At 36.2% G+C, this 20,807-nt stretch carries 19 protein-coding genes; 15 read left to right on the forward strand and 4 right to left on the reverse strand.

What is annotated here, in order from left to right:
- The first annotated feature begins 42 nt into the window (after positions 1-42).
- Both serC and ADM90_RS13405 read left to right on the forward strand, forming a co-directional pair.
- Complete coding sequence (serC, locus tag ADM90_RS13400) at positions 43-1,128, forward strand: 3-phosphoserine/phosphohydroxythreonine transaminase (RefSeq protein WP_053995469.1); 1,086 nt, start codon at positions 43-45, stop codon at positions 1,126-1,128.
- Positions 1,129-1,329: 201 nt separating this feature from the next.
- On the forward strand, positions 1,330-2,481 hold the full coding sequence (locus ADM90_RS13405) for an acetylornithine transaminase (protein WP_053995564.1): 1,152 nt from the start codon (positions 1,330-1,332) through the stop codon (positions 2,479-2,481).
- A gap of 29 nt (positions 2,482-2,510) precedes the next feature.
- On the opposite strand, the gene ADM90_RS13410 is transcribed toward ADM90_RS13405, so the two are convergent.
- Positions 2,511-3,407: a LysR family transcriptional regulator gene (locus ADM90_RS13410; protein ID WP_053995470.1), complete on the reverse strand. Its 897-nt coding sequence runs from the start codon at positions 3,405-3,407 to the stop codon at positions 2,511-2,513.
- A gap of 543 nt (positions 3,408-3,950) precedes the next feature.
- Between ADM90_RS13410 and ADM90_RS25350 the strand changes: the two genes are divergently transcribed.
- The 7 genes from ADM90_RS25350 to ADM90_RS13430 all read left to right on the forward strand — a co-directional run bounded on the left by ADM90_RS25350 (position 3,951) and on the right by ADM90_RS13430 (position 10,056).
- The gene (locus ADM90_RS25350; RefSeq protein WP_161804074.1) at positions 3,951-4,085 is read left to right on the forward strand and encodes an IS110 family transposase; all 135 of its coding nucleotides are present in this window, start codon (positions 3,951-3,953) and stop codon (positions 4,083-4,085) included.
- A 42-nt stretch (positions 4,086-4,127) separates the two neighbouring features.
- Positions 4,128-4,250, forward strand: a complete 123-nt coding sequence (locus ADM90_RS25355; protein ID WP_268766632.1) for a hypothetical protein — start codon at positions 4,128-4,130, stop codon at positions 4,248-4,250.
- Between the two features lie 18 nt (positions 4,251-4,268).
- Positions 4,269-4,544 carry a hypothetical protein gene (locus ADM90_RS13415; protein ID WP_053995471.1) on the forward strand — a complete coding sequence of 92 codons (276 nt, stop codon included), beginning with the start codon at positions 4,269-4,271 and terminating at the stop codon, positions 4,542-4,544.
- A gap of 39 nt (positions 4,545-4,583) precedes the next feature.
- Positions 4,584-4,724, forward strand: coding sequence for a hypothetical protein (locus ADM90_RS24515; RefSeq protein WP_161804075.1), 141 nt, complete (start codon positions 4,584-4,586; stop codon positions 4,722-4,724).
- 700 nt (positions 4,725-5,424) lie between these two features.
- Complete coding sequence (locus ADM90_RS13420) at positions 5,425-6,279, forward strand: hypothetical protein (RefSeq protein WP_053995472.1); 855 nt, start codon at positions 5,425-5,427, stop codon at positions 6,277-6,279.
- A 546-nt stretch (positions 6,280-6,825) separates the two neighbouring features.
- On the forward strand, positions 6,826-7,674 hold the full coding sequence (locus ADM90_RS13425; protein WP_053995473.1) for a DegV family protein: 849 nt from the start codon (positions 6,826-6,828) through the stop codon (positions 7,672-7,674).
- A gap of 387 nt (positions 7,675-8,061) precedes the next feature.
- Positions 8,062-10,056: a methyl-accepting chemotaxis protein gene (locus ADM90_RS13430; protein WP_053995474.1), complete on the forward strand. Its 1,995-nt coding sequence runs from the start codon at positions 8,062-8,064 to the stop codon at positions 10,054-10,056.
- A gap of 238 nt (positions 10,057-10,294) precedes the next feature.
- On the opposite strand, the gene ADM90_RS13435 is transcribed toward ADM90_RS13430, so the two are convergent.
- Positions 10,295-13,096, reverse strand: coding sequence for a toxin Cry1Ac domain D-VI-related protein (locus ADM90_RS13435; protein WP_053995475.1), 2,802 nt, complete (start codon positions 13,094-13,096; stop codon positions 10,295-10,297).
- A 319-nt stretch (positions 13,097-13,415) separates the two neighbouring features.
- Between ADM90_RS13435 and ADM90_RS13440 the strand changes: the two genes are divergently transcribed.
- The 3 genes from ADM90_RS13440 to ADM90_RS13450 all read left to right on the forward strand — a co-directional run bounded on the left by ADM90_RS13440 (position 13,416) and on the right by ADM90_RS13450 (position 16,710).
- On the forward strand, positions 13,416-14,381 hold the full coding sequence (locus ADM90_RS13440) for a tRNA dihydrouridine synthase (protein WP_053995565.1): 966 nt from the start codon (positions 13,416-13,418) through the stop codon (positions 14,379-14,381).
- A gap of 50 nt (positions 14,382-14,431) precedes the next feature.
- On the forward strand, positions 14,432-15,292 hold the full coding sequence (locus tag ADM90_RS13445) for a GIY-YIG nuclease family protein (RefSeq protein ID WP_053995476.1): 861 nt from the start codon (positions 14,432-14,434) through the stop codon (positions 15,290-15,292).
- A gap of 65 nt (positions 15,293-15,357) precedes the next feature.
- A complete protein-coding gene (locus tag ADM90_RS13450) occupies positions 15,358-16,710 on the forward strand; it encodes a trypsin-like peptidase domain-containing protein (RefSeq protein ID WP_053995477.1) in 1,353 nt (450 codons plus the stop codon).
- Between the two features lie 48 nt (positions 16,711-16,758).
- Here the strand turns inward: ADM90_RS13450 and ADM90_RS13455 are convergent, their stop codons facing one another.
- Entirely contained in the window at positions 16,759-16,962 is a 204-nt protein-coding gene (locus ADM90_RS13455) for an alpha/beta-type small acid-soluble spore protein (protein ID WP_053995478.1), read from the reverse strand.
- 186 nt (positions 16,963-17,148) lie between these two features.
- Between ADM90_RS13455 and ADM90_RS13460 the strand changes: the two genes are divergently transcribed.
- The 3 genes from ADM90_RS13460 (at position 17,149) to ADM90_RS13470 (ending at position 18,807) form a co-directional block, all read left to right on the forward strand.
- The gene (locus tag ADM90_RS13460) at positions 17,149-17,643 is read left to right on the forward strand and encodes a YehS family protein (RefSeq protein ID WP_053995479.1); all 495 of its coding nucleotides are present in this window, start codon (positions 17,149-17,151) and stop codon (positions 17,641-17,643) included.
- A 134-nt stretch (positions 17,644-17,777) separates the two neighbouring features.
- On the forward strand, positions 17,778-17,972 hold the full coding sequence (locus ADM90_RS13465; protein WP_053995480.1) for a hypothetical protein: 195 nt from the start codon (positions 17,778-17,780) through the stop codon (positions 17,970-17,972).
- Positions 17,973-18,144: 172 nt separating this feature from the next.
- The gene (locus ADM90_RS13470; protein WP_053995481.1) at positions 18,145-18,807 is read left to right on the forward strand and encodes a hypothetical protein; all 663 of its coding nucleotides are present in this window, start codon (positions 18,145-18,147) and stop codon (positions 18,805-18,807) included.
- Positions 18,808-18,906: 99 nt separating this feature from the next.
- Here the strand turns inward: ADM90_RS13470 and ADM90_RS13475 are convergent, their stop codons facing one another.
- Positions 18,907-20,601, reverse strand: coding sequence for a methyl-accepting chemotaxis protein (locus ADM90_RS13475; protein WP_053995482.1), 1,695 nt, complete (start codon positions 20,599-20,601; stop codon positions 18,907-18,909).
- Positions 20,602-20,807: the final 206 nt, after the last annotated feature.

Here is a 20,807-nt window from a genome sequence, read left to right on the forward strand (position 1 = left end):
AAGGTGTTTAAAATATCTCCAACAAAATAGGAGGATTGAAGTATGAAACAAGTTTATAACTTTAATGCGGGGCTAGCAACTTTACCTTTGGAAGTAATGCTACAAATACAAGATGAACTCCTCGATTTACAGGGAACTAATTTGTCTATCTTAGAGATATCCCATAGAAGTAAGGAGTATGAGAATATTAACGAGGAAACACAACAATTGTTGAAGGATCTTCTTAACATTCCTTCTGATTATGAGGTGTTGTTTCTTCAAGGCGGTGCAAGTATGCAGTTTGCCATGGTACCTATGAACTTTTTAACCGAAGGACGTAAAGCAAGTTACTTGCAAAGCGGAACATGGTCAGAAAAAGCGATAGCAGAAGCGAGGAAATTTGGCAAGGTTACTATTGGAGGAAGTTCGGGGCACGCTCATTTTAAAAAGGTTCCTGACCTTTCTAGGGTGAAGATTGACCCAGAAACTGCGTATATTCATCTTACTTCTAATGAAACAATACTAGGTACCCAATATCAGAGTTTTATAGATACTGGCAAAGTACCACTTATTGTAGATATGTCCAGTGATATTTTGTCTCGACATATTGATGTTTCAAATTTTTCTCTCATATATGCAGGTGCACAAAAAAACTTAGGACCTTCAGGTGTTACAACTGTGATTGTAAAGCGTGATCTAATGGAAAATATTCCAAAAAATATTCCCGATATTATGAATTACCGAATTCACGCGAATAGTCGATCCTTATACCATACCCCTCCAGTGTTCGCTGTTTATATAGTAAATCTTATGTTGAAATGGATCCGAAATAATGGAGGAGTAAAAGCTATTGAAAAGCGTAATCATCAGAAAGCGGATTTAATATATAGCACAATTGATAATAGTGCTGGATTTTATAATGGATTAGTTCATTTAGAGAGCCGCTCAATGATGAATGTGACATTTAGTATCCTTAATAATAAAATAGAAAAGCTTTTTATACAAGAAGCAGAGGAAAATGGTTTTGTTGGGGTGAGGGGTCATCGGGATGCAGGACACCTTCGCGTTTCTATTTATAACGCAGTTACATACGAACAATGTCAAGCGTTGACGGATTTTATGATTGATTTTCAAAAACGTTTTGGGTAGTAGAGGAATTAGACACTTATATTGTAATAAAAATATAATTAGGAATTACCAAAATACATTTTGAGGCTAATAAAACGATAATAGTCATCTTTTTATTTCTATAATCATGAATAAGAAGTCGGTCAATGCATTTTGTTTCTATATAAGATAAAAGAATATTTTAGGGAGTGATGTATTGTGGGTCATTTGGAGAATGATGTTATGTTCCCGACATATGCTAAATACCCTATTTCACTAGTCAGAGGAGAAGGGAGTCGGTTATGGGATGAACAGGGAAAAGAGTATTTGGATTTTATGTCTGGTGTTGCGGTATGTAATTTAGGTCATGTACCTATGAAAGTTAAAGAAAAAATTAAGGAACAACTAGATCGTGTATGGCATGTTTCTAATTTCTTTCATATACCGAATCAAGAGAAACTTGCACAAATGCTAGTCAATCATAGTTGTATGGATCTCGTTTTCTTTTGCAACAGTGGTGCTGAAGCTAACGAAGCAGCCATCAAATGTGCGAGAAGGTATCATCAAGGTGTACTGAAAAATGGGAAATATGAAATTATTACATTTGAAAAATCATTTCATGGGCGTACCATAGCAACATTGACTGCAACAGGACAAGACAAAGTTAAGGACGGTTTTCATCCTTTACCACAAGGATTTAAATATGCATGTTTAAATGATCTTCAATCTGTAAAAGAACAAATAACCGATCAAACTGCAGCGATAATGATGGAGTTAGTGCAAGGAGAGAGTGGAGTTTATCCAGCAGAGCAAGAATTCGTAGATGAACTCTCTGCTTTATGTAAAGATCAGGGGATGCTACTCATTATCGATGAAGTACAGACTGGCATGGGGCGTACAGGGAGTTTGTTCGCTTATGAGCATTATGGTATCGAACCAGATATCATCACGCTTGCCAAAGGACTAGCTAGCGGGTTTCCAATCGGTGCAATGATGGGTAAGAAAGAACTTCGAGAGGCTTTCTCAGCAGGGAGTCATGGTTCGACTTTTGGGGGAGGTCCTCTTGCAGTAACCGCAGGTCTTGCAACTCTTGAAACGCTACTTGATGGATGCTTAATGGAACATGTTACAAAACTTGGGATATACGCATTGCAGCGCTTGACAGATCAACTTCAGCACTATCCTAGTATACAAAATATAAGAGGGCTTGGTCTCTTAATTGGTATTGAATGTCGCGAACCAATTGCCCCAATAATTCAAGAGCTGCTGCAACAAGGACTGCTCGTACTTACTGCGGGAACCCATGTAATCCGTCTGGCACCAAGTTTATTAATTACTAAAGAAGAAATTGACCAAGCCGTTGACCTTATTGAAGTTGTACTGAAAAAGTATTGAAAAGCATAAAGATTATTCCTGATAAAATTCTAGTGAAAGCGTTCATCTTTAATTGTTTTAATCAATTGGTCCATAAAAACACGACTAGCAGCACATAAATGTTTGTTCTTTCGATAGGCAATGCCAATCTGTGTGGTGATTACCGGATCTTGAATAGGAATCGTTTTAATATGAATATGATCAATATAGTCTAAGTAAGCTTTTGGTAGTATCGTGACACCAACGCCTTTACTCACCATTTGAATGATAGATTCCATCGTCGTCATTTCAAGTACTGGTTTGGGTGCGAAATTCATTAAGCGACACTGTTCGTTAATAACTTGTCGTAAAAAATAGGTTTCAGGTAATAAAATAGATGGTGTCTCTTTTAAAACTTGAAGTGATACACACGCCTCTTTAGCAATGATGTGATCTATAGGTGCAGCAAAAGCAAGATCTTCTTTATAGAGCGGAATAGCTTCTAGGTCTTCATGTTCCAACGGTAAAAAAACGATACCTAAATCCAAATCATTTTGTAATAGTCCTTTGTAAATATCTCCAGTTCGTAACCCTTGTACAGAAAGTTCTACATTGGGATAAGCATTGTGAAACCCGATAACTGTTGGGGGAAGCAAGTAATTAACAACTGTGAGTAGGGAGCCTATTTTGAGCGTGCCCCTCTCTAATCCCTGAAGCTCGCTAATTGCAGCACGTGCCTGAGAAATTTCATGAAAAACATTGTAGCTGTGATGGAGCAATGTTTTACCTGCATCAGTAAGTATATTTTTTTTGCCAATACGATCAAATAAAGGCATCCCTACTTCATGTTCTAACAAGCCAATTTGTTGACTAAGAGAAGGTTGGGCAATACCTAGTTTCTCCGCCGCACGTGTAAAATGCAGCTCTTGACATAATACGATAAAGTATTCCAATTGTTTTAGTTCCATCAAAATTCCTCCCAAGTATTTATAATGATAGGTTTTAACTATCATTATATAATAATTTATTATGTATTTCTAATAGATAAAATTTATGGTGGAAATTGGTTTAAATATTTAAGTTTGTGCATTACCATCTCAAAATGATGAGAAGCGGAAATATGAACCAAAATTAATTTTAAAAAGGAGCATTGCTGTTAGAAGGATTTTTAGGGACTTGAAATAAAAAAAGCCCTCTAGTATGATGGAGGGCACTGAAAAACTAAAAAAATTCATTCTTTTATATTAGTAATCTGTCTTTTATTAGATTTGAAAACTTAAAAAAGTCGATTTGTATCACATTTTTTGTGGCAAATCGGCTTTTTCAGTGCCTTCAGTATGATGCATGAGTCTCAACCAGAAAATTGACTCAAACCATCTATGAAAGAGGACTATCTTATAATTTCTAATAAGAATCAAAAAATTAATCAAGTTTCTGAAAATATACTTGTTATTGGCATCGATTTCGTGAAGCACAAACATTTCACTTGTACCATTGATGATTGAGGACGTGTGCTTCAAAAGTCATATGTGATTCTGCAATCATACGCAGGATTTGAAGCCTTTTATGAGCATCTGCTTGCCTTAAAAGCAGCGCATGAAAAACAGGAAATCCTCGTTGGTTTCGAGCCAACAGGGCACTACTGAATGAACTTAGTGGCGTTTTTAACAAACTAAGGGATTCCATTTGTGATGGTCGATCTCATGCACGTCAACCGTTCAAAAGAGTTGGATGACAACCTACAAATGAAAAATGACCAAAAGGACGTGCTTGTCATCTCCCGTCTAATGCGAGATGGACGCTTTAGTTAGCCACGCATCTTAGAGGTTGTGGAAGCAGAACTCCGCAATGGGTCAACATTACGCGCCAAGTTTCAAGTAGATTTAAATGCCCTTCAAAGCCGCTTCATTCGTTGGCTAGATTGCTTTTTCCCTGAGTTTACAAAAGTATTTAAAAGCTTCAGGAAAATGGCGTATGCAGTGTTGGAAAAAACGCCACTACCAATGGATATTCGAGGGAAAACACCAGAAGAATTACTCTTTTTATACCGACAAGTAGATGGAATGAAAAGTCCACAGCTACCAAAGGCTAAACAATTAGTCTAAGTGGCCGCTCATTCAATAGGACTGACGGAAGGTTTAGGGATGGCCAAACTTGAAAACGCCACGCTACTGACAGAGGTCAAATGGATGCAGGTGCAATGGATGGAAATTATTTCAAAACACCAAGAAGAAATGCAAAAAAATAAAAAAAAACTTCTAATGAATTGTGTTCCAATACTATAAAACAAGGTCAATGAATGGTAACCCAATAATAACCACGACACATTGTGAAGCGGTTGCTTGGTTAAAATTTTTATGATGTATCTGGTACACATGTAATTCGCAAACGATTCCATAAATTTAAAAGCTATGCTATATAATTTGAAAAAGTAAACATTTTCAATCTCGACCCTGATTTTTTTTGCAAATAACCTTTGCGAAATTGGGGTTTTTATATGGAATTTAATTGGAAAATGACTTATATTCAGCATATATGATTAGTACAGTCCGTTTCTTTTTTAGGAAAGGGATTGCTTGGCTTGATTTTATATTATGAGGCCCTTTTATACTTATCATGGGTAATCAAGTGGTTAATTTATAGGGATTTTCAGAAGTTTCGCGGCTTTTATTTTATAGTTATTTCAAGGAAATACGGAGAATAAATGATCATTTTACCTTACATTAAAATAAATTGTCAATAATAAATTTGTAAAATTAATAAAAAATGTTATAATAGTATTACAATTGTTTTTTTGAAATCGTATTTCGAATTCCGCTGTCCTTTTTTGCAGATAGAATTTGGATACGTTTTTTTTATATCTTTTTGAAGCCGAAGAAAAATCAAAACAGTTGTGTGAGCTTTAAGGGAAGTAAGTTGAATAAAATGATTAATTTACTATCTAATAGTAACCGAATTTTTATTCCATAAGGAGGACTTAAAATAATGAATCTAATTAATAAGAAAGTTACACACAAGCGTTTTGGTATAGGTAGTATAGTTAAACATAATGATTCTAGTATTGAAATACATTTCGCATCGGAAAATAAAATGTTTGTTTTCCCTGATGTATTTGGACAGCACCTAAAACTACATGATAAAAGTGATGCTAAGGTACTTGAAGAAATTATACAAAAAAAGGAGATTGAACGAAAAGAGGAAGAAAGGAAGAAGGAAGAGGAACAAAAACGACAGCGGGAAAAACTGGTGCTTCGCTTGGAACACGAAAAACTTATGAAAAACCATAAACTGCATCCCGCCTCACAAATGGTTTTTTGGTGTGACACAGAAGAACAGAATAATGCTTTTTCAGAGTGGCAAGTTTTCTCAGGTGTATTAAAAAGCGGTAATAACAAAGGAAAGCCAAACAAACCGAGCCGCTTGCACCAAAATAGCGCTGTTCTATTAACAGCAATAGATTCCAGCATGTCTGAAAAAGACAGACGTATCTTAGGTGTCTATATGGTGAAAGAAGATTTTGTTGGTAAGCTTTGTGAAGATGGACAGATACCTGCTCATTCAAAATACAGAATTCAACTGACAGAACAAGAATCAGATCAGCTACTTTTCTGGCAATATTATATAAATGAAAAATTCCCTGAAAAAATGACATGGAAGACAGGTAAATATCGTTATTTTGAAAATTTATGGATGGCTCAAATTTTACTTGATATCATTTCGTTGAAGAGTGATCCAAATGAACAAGAGCTGGCTCAACAATTTTTTAAACATTTTTGTAAAATGAACCAGATAACAGTTGAAGAGATAACAAAGCCTAATGGCGCATTAATGCGTATTTAGACATTAGTTTAAAGATAATAAGAATGACCGGGAATTGACATATTTTACCATCTGTCACTAATACCGAATAACGCCTGGCTCTGTTTACTAATAAACGTGTGTAGTTAATATAATCATTTATCAGGAACGAATTCTTATTAAAGAAATTCGTTCTTTTTTTATTAAAAAATGAATAAAGATATTTTGTTGAACTTATTGAGCTAATGAAGTGGGCTACAAAAGAGGAGAATAAAGTGATATAAACGAATTATGGGAAGATTTATAACGATTAAAGTTTGTTTATTGAAAGGAATTTTTGCAAAAATACTTGATATATACTAGGAAAACAAAGATATTATACCCGTTTACTATTAAACTGGTATTGTGCATAATATATGAAAATTCTTCTGAAATTAGATTGGAGTGAGAACAGCACGAGAGCTGACATTCTGCTTTGTGATTGAATTCTCTGAATATTTTAGTAAATAATCTCCTAGTTTAGTGTATATTTAAAGTGAATTATAATAAATACGCAGGAATAGTTGCGTTAGTTGGAAGGAAGGTAAAATGAGAAGGATTATTTTATCGACAGAGAGTGGAGCAGATTTATCGAAAGATCTGGTTGAAAAACATCAAATTCAAGTGGTACCGATGCACGTGATCGTGGATGGGAAGGATTATTTAGATGGCAAGCTATCTGTAGAGGAAGTTTTTGAGTATCATAGTCGTACAAAAAGAATACCTTCTACAGCAGCAACGAATGTACATGAGTATCATGATTTATTTACGAAAATTAGAATAGATTTTCCTAATAGCATTATTATTCATATTGGCTATACATCAAAAGCATCTGCTTCCTTTCAAAGTGCATTAATTGCAGCAGAAGATTTCGAAGACATTTTTCTTATTGATGCGCTAAACGTGACAGGTGGATTAGCCGCAATCGTGATGTATGCAGCCACTCTGCTTGAGGAAGAACCTTCCATTAATCATGTTCACCTAATAGAAAAAATAGAATCCGTAGTTCCTAAAGCAAGGCTGGCTTTCATTCCTGGCAGTTTAGATTTTCTAAGAGCAGGTGGACGGGTAAGTAACATTGCTTATATTGGAGGGGCATTATTAAAAATAAAGCCCTGCATCGAATTAAAAGAAGGAAAACTTGTTTCAACTAGAAAATATCGTGGGAATATGAGCATCGTTGCGGAAAAACTTATGCGAGATTACTTAAACCAATACGACATTGATAGAAAACAGCTGTATTTGATCTACTCAATCGGACTTGATGAAAATATTAAAAGACGAATGGATGAAATTGCAAAGGAAACAGGCTTCAAAACTATAACATGGATGCAAGCTGGTGCAATGATTTCTACTCATGCTGGACCTGGAGGCTTTGGGATTGCAGGACTAGAATAGTTAGAAATCCTTTTGAAAAAACATCCTTGCTATATAATTAATGGTTGCGTAAGGGGCTCAAAGGGTACCTAAATAGAAACGGGCAACCTACTAGCATTGCATATGTTGTCACATATACAATGCGTCGCACAGTTTTATTTTAATAGCAAAATAGAGCTTTAAAGCACTAAATTCAGATTGAGGTACTGAATTTGGTGCTTTTTTAATTTGTAAAAATAAATCGCTTCTCGAAATATTTTATATTTGAATTTTTTGAAAATATGGTATTCTAAAAAGTGTGTGTAAAATGAATCATTTGATATCGAATTTGAGGAGGAAACTAGTAAATTAGACTAAATAAAATTATATCCTGTTGATTAAAATGAAAGTAAAGAGAGATGATTCAGTTTGTATAAGTCCATTAAAACAAAAATTATTTTCATTGTGATGACGTTGTTCATTGTCGGTATTTTAACGCTGAGCATCATCAGTATCACTGAAATGAAAAATAAAACGGAGGAAAACGTGATTGCGCAGAGCACTATCTTTGTTAATCAAATGTCTGACTCCATCAACAATTATCTACAGCAATATGAAAAAGGGCTTGATCAGTTATCAAATTCTCGTAATTTTGAGAATCTCATGGAAGTAGAAAATCCAGGCAGTCATACTTTTCCGACTCTTGAGAATGAGCTTTCTCAATTTTTGGATACATACGATGATGCTGCTTTTATTTATTTTGCTTTTCCAACTAGGGAAATGATTCATATTCCCCATGTAGATTTAGGTTCCGATTTTGATCCAACAAGCCGTGAGTGGTACAAAGAAGCCGCTAGTAATCCTGATGCTGTGTATTGGACGAATCCATACATTGATGCTGCAACTGGAGATTATGCAATTACCGCAGCTAAGGCCGTACAACGCAATGGGCAACTTTTAGGAGTTGTTGGAATTAGCATTGAGCTATCTGCGCTTACGGATACCATTCTTGAAATTGAACTTGGCTATGATGGCTATCCCGCCCTATTAGACCCAGAGGGAAGTGCCATTGTTCATCCAACATTAAGTGGTGAAAATATGATGGAACAGCCTTTTATCGAGAACATGTATAAAGATGGCAAGGAGAGTGGGCACCTCTATTATAACGATGAAGGTACCGATAAATTATTGCTCTTTACAACTCTGCCGGAGCTTAATTGGAAAGTGGCAACATTTTATGATAGTAAAAATATAAATGCAGCGGCAATAGAACTGCGAAATACGATATTATTTGTATCCTTAGCCACTTTAGTCATCCTATTTATCGTGCTTTATTTCGTAATTAGTCGAACAATTAAACCGATTGAAACACTAAAAGCACTGATGAATTCTGTATCTCAAGGGGATTTAACAGTTCGTTCTGATATCAAAACGAAAGATGAGATTGGTGAACTTGGCGATAATTTTAATGGAATGATTGATAATATGAACACCATTATTGCTGTTGTAAATGGTTCTGCGGAAAATGTCCGTGCGAACTCAGAAAGTCTAAGTGCAGTCGCCGAAGAAACAAGCGCTTCAAGCATCGAAGTTTCTCACGCAGTCGGTGAAATTGCACAGGGTGCTGCTAAATCGGCAGAAGACGCTGAAACTGCTACGGAACGTGTTGACTTACTTAGTCAGCAAATTAACGAAATTACGGTGAAGGCTAGAACTATGTCGGATATTGCCACAAAAACAGGTGACATGAACAAGGATGGACAAGGTAGAATGCAAGAGCTGAAATTGTCCTTCAATGATTGGGAGCAAAGCTTGCGATCGATGTTTGAAGTGATCAGCACATTAGAAAATAAAGTGAAGGCAATTGGCGGGGTTATGGAAACCATTACGGAAATTTCCTCACAAACGAATTTGCTTGCCCTAAATGCAAGTATTGAAGCAGCACGTGCAGGGGAGCATGGAAAAGGCTTTGCAGTTGTTGCCGAAGAAGTACGTAAGCTTGCTGAGCAATCAGCACGCTCGACAGAAGAAGTAAAAATGACGGTTCAAGAGCTACAAGTAGAATCTCAGCTTGTTACGCAGCAAATGAGTGAAACTCGTGAAAACTTCCTACGACAGAGCAATGTTGTCAACGCCACTGAAACAACATTTAGTGAAATCTCGATGCTTATGTCAGAAATGCAGGATTCTATTGACGTAGTATATGAAGAAATTCAAAAAGTAGCGGTACACAAAGATGATGTTACCGAAACAATTCAAGCAATGGCAGCAACTTCACAGGAAACAGCAGCAGCCTGTGAAGAGGTGAGTGCTTCAACAGATGAACAGCTTCGTGCCATCCAATCTGTCACAGATGCAGCAGGAACACTGGTGGAGCTAAGTGATAAATTAAGTGATGCTGTTAATCAATTTAAGGTGTTATAGAGGAAATAGCTCTTTGATCGAGGAATTGGTCAAAGAGTTATTTTTATGGATGATTTTTTGATGAATGGGATTATATAACGGAATTTTCCGACTATAATAAACGATTTTATCTCTAATCGTGTTAACTTTTCTTCTAGTATTTCTGTTCTCACTATAAAAAAACACCCTATAGGGTAGACTTTTTCAAAATGCCTACCTTATAGGATGCAATTTAATAAATTTTTTGTATCCTCCATATTTAACTATTTATAATAATTATTACCTCAACATTTTTATAGCCTTGGGCTTTAATAAGAAATCGATGTGTTCCTGGAGATAGAGAAGCACCAGAAAGATCAATAACAATAAGACCAGAAGTAGATGTATTGATGCGAGCGCTGTGGATAGGAACTGAGTTGCCATTTAGATAAATCCCAGTAATGCTGCTTCTCCATGTAACATCATCGGAAAAGGTAAATTGCACGGTGTTATTATTTGGAGCAGTAGCAGTTATGATTGGCGCTGTTAAGATTTTGTCAAGTAAATCTTGAGCTACTTTAAGATCAGCGACTAATGCGGATTTTGCGGTTCCATCAGCAACAAGAGCTACTTTAGCAGTCGCCTCGTCGATAGCAGCTTGGTCTACATCAGCCATCAAAGCAGTTTTTGAACTGTCCGTGAACAAATGACTTACAGCATCAGTAGCCGCTTGTAAATTAGCAAGGGCTCCATTTAAAAGTTGTTGAGCTACTTGAAGATCAGCGACTAATGCGGATTTTGCGGTTCCATCAGCAACAAGAGCTACTTTAGCAGTCGCCTCGTCGATAGCAGCTTGGTCTACATCAGCCATCAAAGCAGTTTTTGAACTGTCCGTGAACAAATGACTTACAGCATCAGTAGCCGCTTGTAAATTAGCAAGGGCTCCATTTAAAAGTTGTTGAGCTACTTGAAGATCAGCGACTAATGCGGATTTTGCGGTTCCATCAGCAACAAGAGCTACTTTAGCAGTCGCCTCGTCGATAGCAGCTTGGTCTACATCAGCCATCAAAGCAGTTTTTGAACTGTCCGTGAACAAATGACTTACAGCATCAGTAGCCGCTTGTAAATTAGCAAGGGCTCCATTTAAAAGTTGTTGAGCTACTTGAAGATCAGCGACTAATGCGGATTTTGCGGTTCCATCAGCAACAAGAGCTACTTTAGCAGTCGCCTCGTCAATAGCAGCTTGATCTACATCAGCCATCAAAGCAGTTTTTGAATTGTCCGTGAATAAATGACTTACAGCATCAGTAGCTGCTTGTAAATTAGCAAGGGCTCCATTTAAAAGTTGTTGAGCTACTTGAAGATCAGCGACTAATGCAGATTTTGCGGTTCCATCAGCAACAAGAGCTACTTTAGCAGTCGCCTCGTCGATAGTAGCTTGGTCTACACTTGCTTTCAAAGCAGTTTTTGAACTGTCCGAAAATAACCAAGCAACAGCATTTTTAGCTGCAATTAAATAGGAATTTTCTTCTGAGTTAGACGAACCGCTATTAGGTGAGCTACCAGTCGAAGGTTGCAAATCTATATTCGGAACGCCATTAATTCTAATAATTTTGTGTTTTATTAATTCATAGTCAGGGAAAATTAATTTTACATCACTTACTGGTTCTAAATATAAATTTTCAATTCTAGCGTTATTTCTAAGGCTAACTCTACTATTTCTATTTTCAATGAATAAGGAATCTATCCTTGCATTTAGCAGTACATTTATAGAACTATTAACTTTGACGATAGGGATGGCTATATTTTCTTCTGATTCGATACTAGCATCAGCTAAAAGATTTATTTCATTCACTTTCGTTTCATCTGTTAATTCAATGATGAAAAACGCTGATGTGACTTCAATGGATTGCAAAGTTGAATATTGAAAATGCAATTTAGGTTTATGACTATTGTGGATATCTGATAACATAAATGGATCATCTGTTTTTGATGCCATTAATTTTCGTGAATTTGATAGGATTGTTGAACCTTTTACTAAGACATTTTCAGCATAAAAACTATTTTGAACACCGCTCTCTAAAATTAAATCCTTTGTTATCGTAATGTCTTTAATGGATAAATTGTCACCATTTATAATTACAGTCGCATCAATAACGGACCCATTACCTGTTAACATTGTATTTGCTTTTTCATTTTCATCATCTATTTGCCTATTTGTATGAAGAGTAATAGATTCAATATGGCTTATTTTTTCTCCAATAACTTGAGCTTTTATTCGTGAATTTTTTAAGATTGGAAGGTTTTCAGGAGTAATCCAATTTTTTTGATCATCAGCTAGTGTAAAGCTTTCATTACCTAGTTGAACTGAATCTGAAGTGATTGTCGTCACTTCAGCATCAATTATCCTCTCAATCGGTTGTTGTACCAATTGTTGACAACGGTAGATAAATAATGCCATTTCTCCACGATTAACTGTATCATTAGGAGAGTAAGTTGTCGGTGAAGTTCCAGTTGTAATTTTATTTTGTATCAATGAAGTCAAGTAAGGAGCATACCAACTGATTGAAGATACATCTTTAAAAGGGTTGATCACTAATTCTTCTTCTGGTAATTGGTAAGCAACTATGAGAATTTTCGCCATCTCTGCACGTGTAAGTGATTGATCAGGTTTAAATGTTCCATCTGAATACCCTTGAAATATTCCAGCATTTACAACAGCAGCAATCGACTTATAATACCAAGAGCTTTCATCCACATCAGAAAAAGCGATGTTGTTATCTACTACATCCAAGTCGAGTTGTAGAGCTCTGGCGAGAATAGCTGCAGATTGTCCACGATTCAATTTTTCTGACGGACGGTATGTGCCATCTGAATAGCCAAAAATAATTTGTTGTTGTACCAAGTTTACCAAAGCTTTTTCAACCTCACTACCTAGCTCTAGGTCGGTGAAAATAGTACTGATTTCGCTTGCTTTGGCAGGTTGGTTAGTACCGATTCCAGCGAATGAAACTAAGAAAATTAATAGAATTATAAATGTCCATGTAGTTTCCTTTGTCCTCAATCTTTCTTGTATGTTCACAGATTAAACACCCTCCTTTAGATAAACTATTTTGTTCCTCAAATTTCAAGCAATCCCCCCTGATACATTCGACAGTGAATACCTATAATCTAACATGTAAGTCTCTCAACTGTCACTTCCATTATTCTATTGATTTTGTGAATTGCGCCTTTGAATTGCCTTAGGAATCTTCTGAGCGGATTCAAAAAAGGCATTATGTATATGAAGAAAAATCACAATAGCTAGGTTATACTATAATAATGGCTTAAACCTATTGACAGTTTAAAAGTAGGGGTAATTAAGATTAATGTATTTCATCGCGAAAGGATTGAAATTAAAAATGATCGATAATTTTTGGCGTGATTTACCGCGACCATTTTTTGTATTAGCACCAATGGAAGATGTGACAGATGTTGTTTTTCGTCACGTAGTCAGTGCGGCTGGGCGACCAGATGTATTTTTTACAGAGTTTACAAACTCGGATAGCTATTGTCATCCAGAGGGGATGAAAAGTGTGCGCGGACGTTTGATTTTTACAGAAGACGAGCAGCCGATGGTGGCACATATTTGGGGAGATAACCCCGACTATTTCCGTCAAATGAGTATGGGCATGGCAGAGCTAGGGTTTAAGGGCATTGATATTAATATGGGCTGCCCTGTACCAAATGTGGCATCGAGGGGAAAAGGCAGTGGCCTTATTCTACGTCCAGATATTGCGGCAGAGCTTATTCAAGCAGCAAAAGCGGGTGGGCTACCTGTTAGCGTAAAAACACGACTTGGTTACACAGATGTAGACGAGTGGGAGGAATGGCTAACACATATTTTCAAGCAGGATGTTGCCAACCTTTCGATTCATTTACGAACAAGAAAGGAAATGAGTCAAGTCGATGCCCATTGGGAGCTTATTCCTGAAATTAAAAAATTACGTGATCGTATCGCCCCGAATACGTTACTAACCATTAATGGAGATATTCCTGACCGTCAAACAGGGCTACAGCTTGCTGAACAATATGGTATTGATGGCGTGATGATCGGGCGAGGTATTTTTAAAAATCCGTTTGCTTTTGAAAAAGAGCCAAAAGAGCATAGCAGAAAAGAATACCTGGATCTTTTAAGATTGCAACTCGATCTTCAAGAGCAATATGCAGAAGTTTTACCACGTCCCATCACAGGGCTTCATCGCTTTTTCAAAATTTATGTTAAAGGATTCCGTGGAGCAGGTGAGCTAAGAAATCAATTGATGCAGACGAAATCAACAGATGAAGTGCGTGCATTGCTGGATAACTTTGAAGCAAGCAACCCGTAAGCTGATAGGGGTATTCAGATAACCTTTAAAACACTGGGGGACATTTTTACATGACTACTAGCTATTCATTCATGCTTTCTGATCTATTGAAAAAGGAAAATTTCGATTTACAACGCGTTAAATTATTACGTCATTCAATGAATCATAAGCGATTTAAAGTAGCCTATGATGCAAACTGTGTTTTGGAATATACAAAAATGCAAGTACCAGGTTTTTATAATGATGTGGACTTAGTTTTAAATTTTGTAGGGGATCAAGGAACAACAGCGAGATTAGTGGGCTGCTATAAGCCGACACTCGTTTCACAGCCAATAGAGGCGCATCTTTTTTCTGACAAAGTACCACAAGCATTATTAGCGCATCCCCAAAATATTTACCATGAGCTAATAGAAACAAATGACTATAGTGATTTAATAAACCGATTATATATTGATTGGGGGAAAGGGACGGTTAACTGGAGCCAGCGAGCAATCAATGATAAACCTATTATCGCAATTAAAAGTGTGCCAAGCCTTGAATTTAAAGGGTATGAAAAAATTGTGCTTATGTACGATCAATTAAAGCAAATCATCGACAATCAAGTAACTTATGAAAATTGGCATGATGCTTTAAAATCTGTTCATGCTATTTATTTGATTACCGATTTAACAGAAGGCAGACAATATGTTGGCTCTGCATATGGGGCTGATAGTTTATTTCAAAGATGGAAAATGTACGTGGAAACAAAACATGGAAATAATAAAAGGTTAATCAAGTACTTAACAGAGCATCCTGATTATTATCGTCAATTTCAATTTTCAATTCTACAAGTCATACCAAAAACTATTTTGCAAAAGGAAGTCATTGAATTAGAGAACTTGTATAAAGAAAAATTGGGTACAAGATTAGCTAATGGATTAAATGAGAACTAAAAGCAATATTCGATAAGCGTATTTTTACAAATAATAGATAACATGCTTAGAGGAGTTGGATGAATATGGTTGTAACCACTAAACCGTTAAAAATCAAATATAAAAAGGTGAAAAACCCTTTTCAAGCGTTTATGCAAACCAATGATAATCCACATGCTCTTACAAAGGAAGTACTATTTTTACGATATATCGGCATCTCTGATTCTATAGAGCATTATATAGAAGATATTCAAAAAATGGACGCGTATTTTTATGCCAACAAGCAAGATGTATGTTATTTACGATTGCATAAGCTTGAGGTGCTTACAAATAAAGCAGCTATTCAGAAATTTACGGACGTTTGGGAAAATTGGCAGACCGCTATGGCTCAACCGCAGCTACTTAATAAGATATCTTTAGGCAGTAAATTAAAGGATGAACGCATTGAATGGACAAAAAAGCTTAGCTTTAAACAAATCATTCATATTTATAAAGAAAATCATCCTGATGCTAATGACACCTTGCTTAAGAATTTTGCAGTAAAATTTTTATATTGGATAGATTATTATATGCCTCAAATTTTTGCTGATCAGCAAGCGTCACAAAAAATTGTTTTTATTGGTGATAGTACACAGCATGAAATATTATTCTTATATTTCTTATCAACACTCGGCTGTGATATTTGCTATATGAACCCTAAACAAGATATGGCAAATGTGTATCCTATAATAGCGGCTTCATCCACTTTACATATGTGTCAGGCTATCTATGACAAAGAGCTAACGATTCCAAAGCTAAGTATAGTATCACCGCAATCAACTATGATTCCGACTCCAAGCTCTAGGACGATACCTATAGAGGAATGTAGCTATGAGCAACTAGCCTCCTTTGCTACATCTGTTGTGATGATTAAAACATTTGGACCGGACCAAAAAGTTTTATGCTTTGGCTCTGGTGTTGTTTTACATCGAGATGGCTATATTTTAACGAACTTGCACGTTGTGAGTGGTGGGGAATATTATTCGGTGCTCTACGAAAACGATACGAATGAGTATATAACAGCCCAATTTGTGAAATATCATGATATTCATGATTTGGCTATATTGAAGGTCAACAGAACAAGCAAAGCGTTACCTGTTAAAATGGATGGTCAATTAGTGCGAGGGCAGAAAATTGTTGCGATTGGCAGTCCTCTAGGGTTATTTAATTCTGTTTCGGATGGTATTGTGTCAGGCTTTCGAGATATTCGTCAAATGTCGATGATTCAGTTTACGGCTGCCATTTCAAACGGTAGCTCTGGTGGTGCTTTATTGGATATGCAAGGGCGATTAGTAGGTTTAATTACAGCAGGTTTTAATGATGGTCAAAATCTTAATTTAGCTGTACCTGCACATGTCATTTATCAATTCGCTCAAAATTTTATTGAACAATCAGGGTAATAATAAAAGAACGAAATCCATTTAATGGAGATTCGTTCTTTTTATTTTCTATAATAAACCTTTTGAACGTTTTTCCGCGATTTCTACAAGGCGTTTTGTAATTTCTCCTCCAACAGAACCATTTGCGCGAGAAGATGCTTCTGGCCCTAGTTGAACGCCAAACTCTTGTGCAATTTCATATTTCATTTGATTGACAGCTTCATGTACACCAGGTACTAGAAGTTTATTTGAATTGCGATTATTGTTAGCCATTGTTCTCACCTCCTTGAGCTTAGAATGGTTGCGATTAAACTTTTCATACATTTAAAAAGTAGGAAATGCACACGCTAATTGCTAACAACAACAACTTGTGGAAAGCTAGCAATAATCAGCAAACTCTCTGTTATAATTAAGCCTGGCTCTTTACTATATAAGGTTAATTAAAGGAGGAACAACATAATGACAAATAACGATATCTTAATTCGTTTACGCTATGCGTTCGATATAAAAAATGTAGATATGGTAGAAATTTTTAAACTAGGTGGCATGAATTATACAAAGGAAGAAGTATTAAATATGCTAATTAAGATTAATGATGAGGAAGAAGCACCAGAAGAATACATCAAATGTAATAACAAAACGTTAGAAGCATTTTTAAACGGATTAATTACTTTTAAACGTGGGCCACAGAAACCAAAGGAAGGACAGCCAAAAGGACCGCTCCCTGTATCTGGCAAAGAAAGCCCAAATAATATGCTATTAAAAAAAGTAAAAATTGCCTTAGCTTTAACAACTGAGGAGATGCTTGAGATTTTATACGATGGTGGAATTAAGGTGACAAAAGGTGAATTAGGTGCTATTTTAAGAAATCCAAGTCATCGTAATTATAAAGAGTGTGGTGATTCATTCGTACGAAATTTTTTAAGAGGCTTAACTTATAAATATAGAGGCTAATACATTTGTCAACCTAAAAATCCCGTTATCTTCATTAAAAATTGTTGACATTTTGTGACGAAATTATGTACAATTTATTTATCACAAAATGTTCACAAAAATGATGAAAAGTGTTCACAAAGAGGGGTGCTTGTATGATTTATTTTGACATCTTATTAGTTGCTATTGCATGTATTACAATGCCTTTTATTGTTGCAATTATGTTAGATATTTTTTATGCAGAACGCAAAAAGGTTCGTTTTTCATTACGCCGTACATCACTATGGTATGTTGCAATGTTTGCGCTATCCTTTATACCATCAGTGCTACTTGTTACACAAAACATATAATATACTCAAACACTTAGGGGTAAGTAATATAAACAGAGTAAAAGGTATCGAGAAGCAACAGCTCGATGCCTTTTTTCGTGAGCAGCCTATAGGAAAGAAGCATGAAAAGATAGAATTGGGAATATGATTGCTAGTAGATGAAACGATTTTTCTAGCCAAGGGTGGGGGATAAATGAAAACTATTTTTTTCATTTTATTAGGAATTATCTATCTTTTATTAGCAAATGCTATCGACATTATCATTGTTCAGCAGCTTTTTTTCATTATTGGTGTCGCATTAGTCGGAATAGGCAGCGTACGTTATCTAAAAGCTCGTTCCATCACCCTACAGCGTTTAGCTGATAGGAGGGAGGCAATTGAGGCAGAGATAACAGCTATCCCTCATACACAGTGCACGATATCAAATGATTTTTTAAATGCTCTGTTGTTAAATGAGCACACAAATCGACTTATTCTGGCACAGCGAGAAGCATTGGATGAAGCGTTAAAAATAACAGAGATTCCATTTAAAAAAATCTATGAAGTAGCAATTGTGGAAGATGAAGCGATGGTACGAAAAGCGAAAAACTACTTAATCAGTAGCTCATTATTAGGAGAAGCTGAGGAGCCAGATGAGGAAGATACGGTTTCGCAACTATCATTAAAGCTAGTAGTTGATCATTTAGCAGACCCTATTATCGAATATATATTTATGGAAAATAGTGACCATCCTATGGCAAGAGATGAAGATGACTACGTGGAGGCATTAGAGCTATGTGAGCAATGGTTTCAAAAAATAAGTGTGATTATTAAACGTCATGAATTGGAAAGAGTTCCAATTCAACATTGGCAATAAAATGAACTGTCGGAAAATAAAAGATTTTTTCGACAGTCCTAACTTTTGTAGTAAATATTGTATCTGTGCTTGTTGCCTTGCTTTCGATACAATAAACTATTAAATTTTAAATTGCTGTAGCTGGTTATTTAGCTCCTCTGCCATGCCTGCTAGTTGATCGGAGTTTCTTGTTATTTCCTCCATTGTTGCAGCAGTTTCCTCTACAGTAGCCGTAGTTTGTTCAACACCTGCCGCTGATTCCTGGGAAATAGAGGCCATATTATTAATGGAGGCATGAATAGCCTCGGAATTTTCGGCAAGCTGATTCAAATTAGCTGAAATGGCAGTAATATTATGCATCATATCCTCTACTGCATGTGAAATATGGTCAAATGTTTCGTTTGTTTGAGTAAGCTGTGTGGAGCCTTTTTTGACTTCCTCATAGCTTGTTTGCAGGGCATTGGTTACATTCCCTGTTTCGCCTTGAATACGGTGGACAATTGTGGAAATATCTGTAACAGAAAATTGTACTTGTTCAGCAAGTTGGCGAACCTCATCTGCTACGACTGCAAAGCCCTTTCCATGCTCACCTGCTCGCGCTGCTTCAATGGCTGCATTTAAAGCGAGTAAATTTGTTTGATTGGAAATATCATCGATAACCGAGACAAGCTTTGAAATTTCAGCGGATTGCTCATTCAGATGCTCAATTTTTTTAACGGAATCTAACATAATGCCATTAATAGTAGCCATTTGCTCTGTAGATTGTACCATGAAGCCTTTCCCTGTAACGGTTAAATCTTGGACATGCGTGGAGTGGTCCTTTAGCTCATTACCTTCCTGTGTTGTTTCATGGATCCTATGCTTAAATGTAGTCATTGTTTCGGCTAGGTCACCTGTTGTGGATGCTTGTGTCTCAGTGCCAGAAGCAAGCTCTTGCATTGTTACTGTAATTTGCTCAGTACCTGCTTGTACTTCATTTGCCGATTGAGCAAGCTCTTCACTACTTGCTGCAACTGTTTCTGAAACCGTACGGATGGAGTGAATCATCTGATTTAATTTGTCACTCAGTTCATTAGCGGATACGATAAGCGTACCAATTTCATCCTGTGATTTTACTGGTAAGGGTTCAAGTCGTAAATTACCACTGGCTAATTCCTGCATACGATGAGCGACAATAGTTACTGGTTTAGCAATGACGCTTGCTGTAACAACTGCAATGAAGATACCAGCGACTGTTAAGAGTGAGCTAAAAATAATGCCAATTGTTCGGTTTTTTGAGCTAGTTGCTACCACCTCATTGCCAATCGTTGTAATGGCTTCCGCACGATTATTGGCAAGCTCCTCGTAGCCATAGCGAACTTGGGTAACAAGGTTCTGGGCCTCCATCAAATTAGCTAGAGCTAAATCCTTATTCCCCTTTTGATAGACATCAAATACTTCAGTGTTTATAAGATTACTCCAATTACGTGCCAATTCAACAAGCTTTTGGCGTTCATCAGAGTCATCGTATTTTTCCAGAATAGCATTATTTTCCTCAGCCATTGCACGATAATCATTAAATGTTTCTTTATGAGCTATATCACCTGTCATGACATAGTTAAGGGCTGCTGATAAACGGACACTCATGGATAAAGCTAAGTTTTTACTAGCATTTAAAACAAGTAAATCCTCCTTTACTAAACTCTCCGCCTGCCTTTCCATAGTTGTATTGGAACTATACGTATAGATTGTAAAGCTAACTACGAATAATAATAATAGAATAAATGCACTTAAAATGCGCGCTTTCAGCGTTTTAAACTGAAAAATACCCTTCATTTTCCCACCCCATTACTAACTCTGCATAGAGTATATTAATCAATAATGATTATTATTTTATACCTATTTGTATAAATACATAAGAACTTTATTGAAAAATAGTTTTTTAGTACAATAGTTTCGATTGTGCTATTCTATAAATGATCAAAAATATATAGTGATCCAACAATTATTTGATGCCCCTTCGAGATATATTTATTGAAAAA

Source organism: Lysinibacillus macroides, from assembly GCF_001281525.1.
GTDB classification, from domain to species: domain Bacteria; phylum Bacillota; class Bacilli; order Bacillales_A; family Planococcaceae; genus Lysinibacillus; species Lysinibacillus macroides.

Bases quoted from the DNA above. Each gene is read 5' to 3' on its own strand.
- ADM90_RS13465 (WP_053995480.1), top strand. From the start codon at position 17,778: ATGATTTATTTTGACATCTTATTAGTTGCTATTGCATGTATTACAATG.
- ADM90_RS13425 (WP_053995473.1), top strand. From the start codon at position 6,826: ATGAGAAGGATTATTTTATCGACAGAGAGTGGAGCAGATTTATCGAAA.
- serC (WP_053995469.1), top strand. From the start codon at position 43: ATGAAACAAGTTTATAACTTTAATGCGGGGCTAGCAACTTTACCTTTG.
- ADM90_RS13460 (WP_053995479.1), top strand. From the start codon at position 17,149: ATGACAAATAACGATATCTTAATTCGTTTACGCTATGCGTTCGATATA.
- ADM90_RS13450 (WP_053995477.1), top strand. From the start codon at position 15,358: ATGGTTGTAACCACTAAACCGTTAAAAATCAAATATAAAAAGGTGAAA.
- ADM90_RS13410 (WP_053995470.1), bottom strand. From the start codon at position 3,407: ATGGAACTAAAACAATTGGAATACTTTATCGTATTATGTCAAGAGCTG.
- ADM90_RS13445 (WP_053995476.1), top strand. From the start codon at position 14,432: ATGACTACTAGCTATTCATTCATGCTTTCTGATCTATTGAAAAAGGAA.
- ADM90_RS13420 (WP_053995472.1), top strand. From the start codon at position 5,425: ATGAATCTAATTAATAAGAAAGTTACACACAAGCGTTTTGGTATAGGT.
- ADM90_RS13470 (WP_053995481.1), top strand. From the start codon at position 18,145: ATGAAAACTATTTTTTTCATTTTATTAGGAATTATCTATCTTTTATTA.
- ADM90_RS13440 (WP_053995565.1), top strand. From the start codon at position 13,416: ATGATCGATAATTTTTGGCGTGATTTACCGCGACCATTTTTTGTATTA.
- ADM90_RS13405 (WP_053995564.1), top strand. From the start codon at position 1,330: ATGTTCCCGACATATGCTAAATACCCTATTTCACTAGTCAGAGGAGAA.
- ADM90_RS24515 (WP_161804075.1), top strand. From the start codon at position 4,584: ATGGCCAAACTTGAAAACGCCACGCTACTGACAGAGGTCAAATGGATG.
- ADM90_RS13455 (WP_053995478.1), bottom strand. From the start codon at position 16,962: ATGGCTAACAATAATCGCAATTCAAATAAACTTCTAGTACCTGGTGTA.
- ADM90_RS13475 (WP_053995482.1), bottom strand. From the start codon at position 20,601: ATGAAGGGTATTTTTCAGTTTAAAACGCTGAAAGCGCGCATTTTAAGT.